Annotated in this window: 1 protein-coding gene; it reads left to right on the top strand. The window is 72.1% G+C overall.

Annotation, left to right across the window (positions count from 1 at the left end):
- Positions 1-79 precede the first annotated feature (79 nt).
- Positions 80-12313 (top strand): SDR family NAD(P)-dependent oxidoreductase, encoded by a 12234-nt coding sequence (locus ACFYO9_RS08140; RefSeq protein ID WP_388666093.1) that lies wholly within the window; start codon positions 80-82, stop codon positions 12311-12313.

Here is a 12313-nt window from a genome sequence, read left to right as displayed (position 1 = left end):
CCCCGGGCCTCCGGAGCCCCGTGCCCGGTGACCTGTGCCCTGCGCCCTGTGACCTTCAGTGATGGAGAAGTGACGTTCGATGTCGACTACCGAAGAGAAGCTTCGTCAGTATCTGAAGCGGGTCACAGTGGACCTCGGCCAGGCCCGCCAGCGCCTGCGCGAGGTCGAGGAACGTTCCCAGGAGCCGATCGCCATCGTCTCGATGGCGTGCCGCTTCCCCGGCGACACCCGCACCCCCGAAGCCCTGTGGGACCTGGTCGCCGAAGGCGGCGACGCCATCGGCGACTTCCCCGCCGACCGTGGCTGGGACCTCGACGGCCTCTACCACCCGGACCCCGACCACCCCGGCACCAGCTACGTGCGCCGCGGCGGGTTCCTGGACGACGCGCCCGCCTTCGACGCCGCGTTCTTCGGGATCAGCCCGCGCGAGGCACTGGCCATGGACCCGCAGCAACGGGTGCTGATGGAGACGGCCTGGCAGCTGCTCGAACGGGCCGGCATCGCCCCGGCCGCACTCAAGCTCACCCCCACCGGCGTCTACATCGGGGCCGGAGTGCTCGGATTCGGCGGGGCGCAGCCCGACAGGACGGTGGAGGGCCACCTCCTGACGGGCAACGCGCTCAGCGTCCTGTCCGGCCGCATCTCCTTCACCCTCGGCCTCGAAGGCCCGTCGGTGAGCGTCGACACCGCCTGCTCCTCCTCGCTGGTCGCCATGCATCTGGCCGCCCAGGCGCTGCGGCAGGGCGAGTGCGACCTGGCCATGGCCGGCGGCGTGACCATCATGTCGACGCCCGGCGCGTTCACCGAGTTCTCCCGGCAGGGCGCGCTGTCCCCCGACGGCCGCTCCAAGGCGTTCGCCGCCTCCGCCGACGGCACCGGCTTCGCCGAGGGCGCGGGCCTGCTCCTCCTGGAGCGGGTCTCCGACGCGCGCCGCAACGGCCACCGGGTCCTCGCCGTGATCCGCGGCTCGGCCGTCAACCAGGACGGCGCGAGCAACGGCCTGACCGCCCCCAACGGCCCCTCCCAGGAACGCGTCATCCGCGCCGCCCTCGCCAACGCGGGACTCGGCGCCGCCGAGGTCGACGCGGTCGAGGCGCACGGCACCGGCACCAAGCTCGGCGACCCCATCGAGGCCGGGGCGCTGCTCGCCACGTACGGCCGCGAGCGGGACGCGGACCGGCCGCTGTGGCTCGGCTCGGTCAAGTCGAACATCGGCCACCCGCAGGGCGCCGCCGGTGTCGCCGGCGTCATCAAGATGGTGATGGCGCTCCAGCGCGAACTCCTGCCCGCCACCTTGTACGTCGACGAGCCCACGCCGCACGTCGACTGGTCGACGGGAACCGTGAAGCTCCTGACCGAACCGGTGCCGTGGACCCGCGGCGAACGCCCGCGCCGCGCGGGCGTCTCCGCCTTCGGCATGTCCGGGACGAACGCCCACGTGATCCTGGAGGAGGCCCCCGAGGAAGAGGCGCCCCTGCCCGAGCGCGAGCCCGAGCCCGGCATGGAGGCCGAGCTCGGGGCGCGCGCCGTGCTGCCGTGGGTGATCTCCGCGCGCGGCGAGGACGCCCTGCGGGACCAGGCGGCCCGGCTGGCCGAGCACGTCGGCGCGGACCCGCGGCCCGGGTCGCCCGCGGAGATCGGCTGGTCCCTCACCACCACCCGGTCGGTCTTCGAGAACCGGGCCGTCGTCATCGGCACGGACCGTGCGGAGCTTCTCGACGGCCTGCGGTCGCTGGCGGCGGGCCAGGCCGCACCCGACGTCGTGTCCGCGGCGGCCGGCGCCACCGGTCCGGGCCCGGTCCTGGTCTTCCCCGGCCAGGGGGGCCAGTGGGTCGGCATGGGCGCCCGACTCCTCGACGAATCACCGGTGTTCGCGGCCCGGATCGCCGAGTGCGAGCAGGCGCTCTCCGCGTACGTCGACTGGTCCCTGACCGACGTACTGCGCGGCGACGGCTCCGAACTGGCCCGCATCGACGTCGTCCAGCCGGTGCTGTGGGCCGTCATGGTCGCGCTCGCCGCGGTCTGGGCCGACCAGGGCGTCGTCCCCGCCGCGGTCGTCGGCCACTCGCAGGGCGAGATCGCGGCCGCGTGCGTCGTGGGCGCCATCAGCCTGGACGAGGCGGCGCGCATCGTGGCCGTCCGCAGTGTCCTGCTGCGGCAACTGTCAGGGCGCGGGGGCATGGCCTCCCTGGGCGTGAGCCAGGAGCAGGCCGCCGAACTCGTCGACGGGCACCCGGGCGTGGTCGTCGCCGCCGTCAACGGCCCCTCGTCCACCGTCATTTCGGGCCCGCCCGAAGGCATCGCCGCAGTTGTCGCCGAGGCCCAGGAGCGCGGCTTGCGCGCCCGTACGGTCGCCTCCGACGTCGCCGGCCACGGACCGCAGCTCGACGCCATCCTGGACGAGCTCGCCGAGAAGCTCGCGGGCATCGACCCCGCCGCCACCGAGACCGCGTTCTACTCCACCGTCACCGGCGGCCACCTGCCCGACACCACCACCCTGGACACCGCGTACTGGGTCAGGAACGTGCGCCACACGGTGCGTTTCGCCGACACCGTCGACGCCCTGCTCTCCGACGGCTACCGCCTGTTCATCGAGGTCAGCCCGCACCCCGTGCTCAACCTGGCGACCGAAAGCCTCATCGAGCGGGCGGACGTGCCCGCCACGGTGATCCCCACCCTGCGCCGCGACCATGGCGACGCCGTCCAGCTCACTCGCGCCGCCGCCCAGGCGTTCGTGGCCGGGGCGGAGGTCGACTGGCGGCGCTGGTTCCCGGCCGACCCCACCCCCCGTACCGTCGACCTCCCCACCTACGCCTTCCAGCGCCAGGACTTCTGGATCGCCCCCACCGGCGGAACGTCCGGCGACCCTGCCGGGCTCGGCTTCGCCGCGTCGGGGCACCCGCTCCTCGGCGCCGTCGTCGGCCTCGCCGGGGGCGACGTACACCTGTTGAGCGGCCGGCTCGCACGGCAGTCGGCGGCCTGGCTGGACGACCACGTCGTGGCGGGCCGCGCGCTGGTGCCCGGCGCCGCGCAGGTGGAGTGGGTGCTGCGCGCCGCCGACGAGGCGGGGTGCCCCGCCCTGGAGGAACTGACGCTGCAGACGCCGCTCGTCCTGCCCGACATCGGAGGGCTGCAGATCCAGGTCGTGGTGGACGCGGCGGCCGCCGACGGCCGGCGCGACGTCCAGGTGTTCTCCCGCCCCGATGACGACGACGCCTTCACGTCGTCCCGGCCCTGGACCTGCCACGCCACCGGCGTACTCGCCCCCGTACCGCAGGACGCCGCCCCCGAACCCCTCGACGGCGCCTGGCCCCCGGCCGGCGCCGAGCCCGCCGACCCCGAGGACCTCTACGCGCGGGCCGGCGAGACCGGATACGGCTACGGCCCCGCGTTCCGCGGCGTCCGCGCCCTGTGGCGCCACGGCAAGGACGTCCTCGCGGAGGTGACGCTGCCCAAGGAGGCCGGCGACCCCGACGGGTTCGGCATCCACCCGGCCCTCTTCGACGCGGTCCTGCAGCCCGCCGCGCTGCTCCTCCCCGCGGCGGACGCCGGACAGGTCTGGCTGCCCTTCGCCTGGAACGACGTGACCCTGCACGCCGTACGCGCCACGACGGTCCGCGTTCGGCTCACCCTCCTCGGCGACCGGGTCGACCAAGGGCTGCGGATCACCGTGGCCGACGCGGTGGGCGCGCCTGTCCTCTCCGTACGGGACCTGCGCCCGCGCCCGACCGACACGGGCCGCCTGGCCGTGGCGGGGGCGCGCGACCGGCACGGGCTGTTCGACCTGGCATGGACCGTCCCCGGACACGACTCGGGCACGGACACCGTGCCGGTCCCGGAGGCTCCGGGGAGCGACTGGGTGACGCTCGGCGAGGACGTCGCGGACCTCTCCGAACTGATCGCCTCCGTCGAGGCGGGTTCGCCCACGCCGTCGCTGGTGGCCGTGCCGGCCGTGCCGGACGCGACCGACGACGGCCTGGCCCTCACGACGTACGTCCTCGACCTCGTCCAGACCTGGCTCGCCTCGCCGCTCACGGACGCGCGCCTGGTGGTGGTGACGCGGGGGGCGGTGGCCGTGGGGGGGGACGGCGACGGTCCCGGTTCCGGTTCCGGTGATGTGGACGTGGCGGCCGCGGCCGTGTGGGGCCTGGTGCGCAGCGCCCAGTCGGAGAACCCCGGGCGCTTCACGCTCGTCGACCTGGGCCCGCACGACACGATCGCCGCGGCCCTGGCAGCGGCACACGGTGACCACGAGGAGCCGCAACTGGCCCTGCACGACGGCGAGATACGTGTGCCACGGCTGGTCCGCGCCGAGTCGACGGCGGCCGACGATTCGGAGGGGGCCACCGAGGCAGACGAGGCCACCGAGGCCCCCGGAGCCACCAAGGCCACCGGTACCGAGGGTGTCGATCCGGCGGCGGGCACGGTTCTCGTCACCGGCGGCACCGGAGTCCTGGGCCGGCTGGTGGCCGGGCACCTCGTCCGGGAGTGGGGCGTACGACACCTGCTGCTGGCGAGCCGCCGCGGCGAGGCGGCCCAAGGAGCCCTCGAACTTGCGGCTCAGATACGCGAGTTGGGCGCCACCGTGACCATCGCGACGGCGGACGTCGCCGACGCGGAGTCGGTCGCCGCACTGGTCGCGTCCGTCGACCCCGCGCACCCGCTGACCGGCGTGATCCATGCCGCGGGTGTCCTGGACGACGCCGTGGTCACCGCCCAGACCCCCGAGAGCCTCGCGGGCGTATGGGCCGCGAAGGCCACCGCGGCACGGCTGCTGCACGAGGCGACCCGCGAGACGCCCCTCGGCCTGTTCACCGTCTTCTCGTCGGCGGCCGCCTCACTCGGCAGCCCGGGCCAGGCCAACTACGCCGCGGCGAACGCCTATTGCGACGCCCTCGTCCAGCACCGCCGTGCCCAGGGACTCGCGGGCCAGTCCATCGCCTGGGGCCTGTGGCAGGCGACCAGCGGCATGACCGGAGAACTCAGCCAGACCGACCTGGCCCGCATGAAGCGCACCGGGTTCGCCGCGCTCACCGACGAGGGCGGCCTGGCGCTGTTCGACGCCGCCCGCGCCCACGACCGCGCCTACGTGGTCGCGGCCGACCTCGACCCGCGTGCCGTCACCGACGACCTGTCGCCGCTGCTGCGCACGCTCACCGCGTCCGGCACGCGGCGTCGCGTTGCGTCCGAGGGCCTCGCGGACGGCGCGCTCGCCGGCTGCCTCGTGGGTCTCGACGCGGAGGCCCGGTCGCGGCTGCTCACCGATGTCGTACGCGAGTACGTCGCCGCCGTCCTCGGCCACGGATCGGCGGCCCAGGTGAAGGTCGACATCGCCTTCAAGGACCTTGGCTTCGACTCGCTGACGGCGGTGGAACTGCGCAACCGCCTCTCGGCCGCCTGCGGCGAGCGGCTGCCCGCGACCCTCGTCTTCGACCACCCCACGCCCCAGGCCCTCGCGGCCCACCTGGCCCAGCGCCTAGCGGGCGCGGCGGCGGCCACGTCCGCCCCGGCGCCGGTGGCCCCTCGCCCGCGGCCGACGACGGCCGACACCGACGACCCGATCGCCATCGTCGCCATGACCTGCCGATTCCCGGGAGGCGTCAGCTCCGCCGAGGATCTGTGGGAACTCCTGGACTCCGGCACCGACGCGATGGGCCCCTTCCCCACCGACCGAGGCTGGGACCTGGAACGCCTCTTCCACCCCGACCCCGAGCACGTCGGCACCAGCTACGCCGACCAGGGCGGATTCCTGCCGGACGCGGGGGACTTCGACGCGGCGTTCTTCGGGATCAATCCGCGTGAGGCGCTGGCGATGGATCCGCAGCAGCGCCTGATGCTGGAGGCGTCGTGGGAGGTGTTCGAGCGTGCGGGCATCGATCCGACGACGCTCAAGGGCAGCTTGACCGGCACCTATGTCGGCCTGATGAACCACGACTACGCCAAGTCGTTCCCCGAGGCCGACGCCCAACTGGAGGGCTACGCCTACCTGGCGAGCACCGGAAGCATGGTCTCCGGCCGCGTCGCCTACACCTTCGGCCTGGAGGGCCCGGCGGTCACGGTGGACACGGCGTGCTCGTCGTCGCTGGTCTCCCTCCATATGGCGGCGCAGGCGCTGCGACAGGGCGAATGCGATCTCGCTCTCGCGGGCGGTGTCTCCGTCGTGGCCGACCCCGACATGTTCGCGGGATTCTCACGCCAACGCGGCCTTTCCCCCGACGGCCGCTGCAAGGCGTACGCGGCCGCCGCCGACGGAGTCGGATTCTCCGAGGGTGTGGGTGTGGTGCTGCTGGAGCGTTTGTCGGATGCGCGTCGGGCGGGTCGTCGGGTGTTGGCGGTGGTGCGTGGTTCGGCGGTTAATCAGGATGGTGCGAGTAATGGTTTGACGGCGCCGAATGGTCCGTCGCAGGAGCGGGTGATTCGTCAGGCGTTGGCGAGTGGTGGTTTGTCGCCGGTTGATGTGGATGTGGTGGAGGGGCACGGTACGGGGACGACTTTGGGTGATCCGATTGAGGCGCAGGCGTTGTTGGCGACGTATGGGCAGGGTCGGGTTGTGGGTCGGCCTTTGTGGCTGGGTTCGGTGAAGTCGAATATTGGTCATACGCAGGCGGCTGCGGGTGTGGCGGGTGTCATCAAGATGGTGATGGCGTTGCGTCGTGGTGTGGTGCCGGCGAGTTTGCATGTGGATGGTCCGTCGCCGCATGTGGATTGGGAGTCGGGTGCGGTTCGGCTGGCGTCGGAGTCGGTGGATTGGCCGGAGGTGGGGCGTGTTCGGCGTGCGGGGGTGTCGTCGTTCGGGGCGTCGGGGACGAATGCGCATGTGATTTTGGAGCAGGTCCCGGAGGAACTGGTGCGTGCGGACTTGCCGGAGCCGGTGGGTGTTGGGTCGGTGGTGCCGTGGGTGTTGTCGGCACGTAGCCGGGAGGCGTTGCGCGCTCAGGCGAGCCGCCTGCGGGACTTCGCCGAAGACGCGTCCCGCGCACCGCTGACCGATGTGGCCTGGTCACTGGTGACGACGCGCGCGGTGCACGACCGGCGCGCGGTCGTCGCGGGCGCGGACCGCGGTGAGCTGATCGCGGGGTTGGAGGCGTTGGCGGCTGGTGACGTGCATTCGTCCCTCACCGGTCCGCCCGTTGCGGGGGAGCGGATCGGTGGTGAGGTGGTCTGGCTGTTCAGTGGTCAGGGGAGTCAGTTGGTGGGGATGGGGGCTGGTTTGTATGAGCGGTTCCCGGTGTTTGCTGATGCCTTTGATGAGGTGTGCGGGCTGTTGGATGGGGAGTTGGGGTCTTTCGGTCCTGGGCTGAAGGATGTCGTATTCGGTGGTCCGGGGGAGTTGTTGGGTCATACGTTGTGGGCGCAGGCGGGTTTGTTTGCGTTGCAGGTGAGTTTGGCGCGGTTGTGGGGGTCGGTGGGGGTGTGGCCTGATGTGGTGGTCGGGCATTCCATCGGGGAGATTGCGGCTGCGTATGTGGCGGGTGTGTTTGGGCTGGAGGATGCGTGTCGGGTGGTGGGGGCTCGGGCACGGTTGATGGGTGCGTTGCCTGAGGGTGGGGCGATGTGTGCGGTGCAGGCGACTCCTGAGGAGTTGGCGCCTGATGTGGAGGGCTGTGACGTCGGTGTGGCGGCGGTTAATACGCCGGATTCCACGGTGATTTCGGGGCCTGTTGAGGAAGTGGCTGCGATTTCGGCTTTGTGGGCTGAGCGGGGTCGTAAGACGAAGGCGTTGTCGGTCAGTCACGCGTTTCATTCGGTGTTGATGGAGCCGATGCTGGCCGACTTCACGGAGGCTCTGCGGGATGTGGAGTTCCGGGAGCCGTCGATTCCCTTGATGAGTAATGTGTCCGGGGAACGGGCCGGGGCGGAGATCACGGCTCCGGAGTACTGGGCGCGGCATGTGCGTCAGCCGGTGTTGTTCCATCCTGCTATCGCCCAACTCGCCGACTCGGCCGGTGTGTTCGTGGAGCTGGGTCCCGCTCCCGTGCTGACGACCGCCGCCCAGCACACCCTGGAGGGAACGGACGGTGCTCAGTCCGTCCTGGTCGCCTCCCTCGCCGGCGAACGTCCGGAGGAGGAGGCGTTTGTGCAGGCCGTGGCGCGTTTGCATGTGGCTGGTGTCGACGTCGACTGGTCTGCGGTGTTGCCGGGTGGTGGAGCGTCGCGGGTGGTGGATTTGCCGACGTATGCGTTCCAGCGGGAGCGGTTCTGGTTGTCGGGGCGTGGCGGTGGTGGCGGTCGGGATGCGGCGGGGCTGGGTTTGGTGGCTGCGGGGCATCCGTTGCTTGGGGCGGCGGTGGAGTTCGCCGGCCGGGGCGGTTGTCTGCTGACGGGCCGGTTGTCGCGGTCCGGTGTGTCGTGGCTGGTAGATCATGCGGTGGCCGGGACGGTGTTGGTGCCGGGTGCGGCACTGGTGGAGTGGGCGCTGCGGGCCGGTGACGAGGTCGGCTGTGCTGGTGTGGATGAGTTGATGTTGCAGGCGCCGGTCGTGGTGCCTGAGGCGTCCGGCCTGCGAGTACAGGTCGTGGTGGAGGAAGCCGACGACGACGGGCGGCGGGGTGTGCAGATCTACACCCGCCCCGATACGGATGCCGTGGACGGTGACGACGCGTGGGTTTGCCACGCCACCGGCACCCTCGCCCTCGAAAGTGGCTCCACAGAAGCTGAGTTGAGCGGCGTCTGGCCTCCCGCCGGCGCCGAGCCCATGGAGGTCGAGGGCTTCTACGCGCAGGCGGCGGAGTCCGGGTACGCGTACGGTCCGGCGTTCCAGGGGCTGCGCGCGGTGTGGCGGGACGGAGAGGATCTGCTCGCCGAGGTGGAGCTGCCCGAAGCCGCAGGTGGCCATGACGGGTACGGCATCCACCCCGCCCTCCTGGACGCCACCCTCCACCCCCTCCTCGTCGCCCGGTTCCAGGAGGAATCCGAGGACGACCAGGTCTACGTGCCGTTCGGGTGGACCGGCGTCTCGCTGCACGCGACGGGCGCCACGACCGTACGCGTACGCCTGCGCCCCGTCGGCGCGAGCATTGACCAGGGGCTGAACGTCGCCGTCACCGATGTGACCGGTGGGCCGGTCCTGAACGTCGAGGCCCTGCAGACCCGTCCCGTACGACCGGAGCAACTGGCAGCCGCCCAACGGCGCGATGTACGCGGCCTCTTCACGGTGGACTGGACGCCGCTCCCGGCTGCGGAAGGCACCGACGCGTCCGGGCGCGGATCCGTGCGCGAATCCATGCGCGTATCCGTACGCGGAGACGACTGGGTAGGTCTCACGGACGGTGTCGCTCTCGCTGATGTGGTGCCGGCGGGCGGCGAGGCTCCGTGGGCCGTGCTCGGTCCGGTCACGGTTCCCGCCGACGCCGACGAAAGTCACGGTGACGGCGGTCTGCCGGTCGTGGAACGGGTCCTGGCGCTGGTGCAGGAGTTCCTCGCCGCGCCGGAGCTTGCCGAGTCCCGACTCCTCGTGGTCACGCGAGGTGCGGTCGCCGTCGACGGCGTCGGCCTCGGCGACGGGGGCGTGGACGTGGACGCGTGTGCGGCCGCGGTGTGGGGTCTGGTCCGCAGCGCCCAGTCGGAGAACCCGGACCGTTTCGTCCTCATGGACGTCGACGGTGACATCGCCGAGTTGCCGCAAGCCGCAGTGCGTCACGCCGTGGAAGATCTCGACGAGCCCCAACTGGCCCTGCGCGGCGGGCAGATACACATCCCGCGCCTGACGCGGGCGCAACGCCCCACCGCACTCGTCCCCGCCCCCGGCGAGCCCGCCTGGCGTCTGCGGATGGTGAACGACGGTTCCCTGGACGAGCTCGCGGCGGTCGCCTGCCCCGAAGTACTCGACCCTCTGGGTCCGGGCCAGGTACGGCTCTCCGTACACGCCGCCGGCATCAACTTCCGCGACGTCCTCGTCGCCCTCGGCATGGTTCCCGCGTACGGCGCGATGGGTGGTGAAGGCGCCGGCATCGTCACGGAGATCGGATCCGAGGTCACGCACCTCTCGGTCGGCGACCGTGTCATGGGCGTGTTCGAGGGAGCCTTCGGTCCCGTGGTCGTCGCCGAAGCGCGCATGGTCACGCGGGTCCCGAGGGGCTGGGACATGCGTGCGGCGGCGGGAGTTCCCGCGGCCTTCCTCACCGCTTGGTACGGGTTGGTGGAGCTGGCCGGCCTGAAGGCGGGGGAGCGGGTGCTGATCCATGCCGGTACGGGTGGTGTGGGTATGGCGGCCGTACAGATCGCCCGGCACCTGGGCGCGGAGGTCTTCGCGACGGCGAGCCCCGCCAAGCACGCCGTGCTCGACGACATGGGCATCGATGCCGCCCACCGTGCGTCCTCCCGTGACCTCGACTTCGAGGAGACCATCCGCCGGGCCACCGGTGGGCGCGGCGTGGACGTCGTACTCAACAGCCTGGCCGGTGAGTTCATCGACGCCTCGCTGCGGCTGCTCGGCGACGGCGGGCGGTTCCTGGAGATGGGCAAGACCGATGTCCGTACCCCTGAAGACGTGGCCGCCGGGGCCCCGGGGGTCACGTACACCGCGTACGACCTGGTCGGCGACGCCGGGCCGGACCTCATCGGGAGGATGCTTGACCAGCTGGTCGAGTTGTTCACCTCAGACCGGCTTAAGCCGTTGCCGGTACGTTCCTGGCCGCTGGACGAGGCGCGGGAGGCGTTCCGGTTCATGAGTCAGGCCAAGCACACCGGCAAGCTGGTGTTGGAGGTTCCGCCCGTCCTCGATCCCGAGGGGACGGTTTTGGTGACCGGTGGTACCGGTGCGCTGGGTCAGGTCGTGGCCGAGCACCTGGTGCGGGAGTGGGGTGTACGGCATCTGCTGCTGGCCAGTCGCCGCGGCCCGGACGTCCCGGGGGTGCGTGAACTGACGGCTCGTATACGTGAGTTGGGCGCTGAGGTGACCGTGGCCGCCGCGGATGTCAGTGACGCGGAGTCGGTGGCGGAACTGGTCGGCAAGACCGACCCCGCCCATCCGCTCACGGGAGTCGTGCATGCCGCCGGTGTACTGGAGGACGCGGTGGTCACCGCCCAGACACGGGAAGGCTTGGCCCGGGTATGGGCGGCCAAGGCCTCGGCCGCCGCGCACCTGCATGAGGCGACACGCGGCATGCGGCTCGGACTCTTCGCCGTGTTCTCCTCCGCGGCCGCCACCCTCGGCAGCCCGGGACAGGCCAACTACGCCGCAGCGAACGCCTATTGCGACGCACTGATGCAGCACCGCCGGGCCCGGGGACTGTCGGGAGTCTCGGTGGGCTGGGGGTTGTGGGAGACCGCTCCCGCCCAGTTGAGCGGGACGACGCACGGCCCGGCATCCGGCAGCGGTACGGCAGGCACCGCCACGGCAGGCAGTGGCAGCGCCGACACCCCCACACCAGCCGCCGGCACCACACACACCGGCACCCCACGCCCCGCCACGACGACGCGCCCCGCCTCGACCACGCGCCCCGCCACGACAACGCCCGCCGGAACGACCGGCACGGGAACGACCGGCACGGGAATGACCGGCACCCTCAGCCACACCGACGTCGCCCGCATGAGCCGTATCGGCGTCAAGGGCATGAGCCGCGAACACGGCCTCGCCCTGATGGACGCCGCCTACCGACACGGCCGCCCCCACCTGGTGGGATTCAACCTCGACCTGCGCACCCTGGCCACCCACCCGGTGGCCACCCGCCCCCCGCTCCTGCGCGGCCTGGCCACCGCCACCTCCACCTCCCCCATGGGCGGTGCGAGCAGGCCGACCGCCTCGGCGGGCGCACAGCCCGCGGACCTGGCGGGCCGGCTGGCCGCCCTGCCGCCGTCCGACCGGCACCACACGCTGGTGCGGCTGATCAGGGAGCAGGCCGCCACCGTCCTCGGGCAGCGCACCGACAGCCTCGCGACGGGCAGCACGTTCAAGGAGCTCGGCTTCGACTCCCTCACCGCCGTCGAACTGCGCAACAGGCTGTCCGCCGCCACCGGCCTCCGGCTGCCCTCCGGGCTCGTCTTCGACCACCCGGACGCCGACATCCTCGCCGCACACCTCGGCGCGCAACTCGCCCCCGACGGCGCCCCCGGCGGCGCGGCGGGCGGGCCCAACGCCGGGCAGGAGGCCACCGACCCGGTCCTCCGCGATCTCGCGAGGCTCGAGACCGCCCTCACCGGATCCCTCGCCGAACACGTGGACGCCGACGCCGTCACGGCCCGGCTCGAAGCGCTCCTGACGAAGTGGAAGGCAGTCGGTGCCGCACCCGGATCCGGTTCCACCAAGGAGCAGTTGGAGGTCGCCACGACCGACCAGGTCCTCGACTTCATCGACAAAGAACTGGGTGTGTGA

The organism is Streptomyces sp. NPDC005863, from assembly GCF_042871345.1.
Lineage (GTDB): Bacteria > Actinomycetota > Actinomycetes > Streptomycetales > Streptomycetaceae > Streptomyces.
Note: the sequence above shows the minus strand (reverse complement) of the source record. Positions and strands in the feature narration are given on the sequence as shown.

Excerpts from the sequence above, each read along its gene's own strand:
- ACFYO9_RS08140 (WP_388666093.1), top strand. The coding sequence starts at position 80 with ATGTCGACTACCGAAGAGAAGCTTCGTCAGTATCTGAAGCGGGTCACA.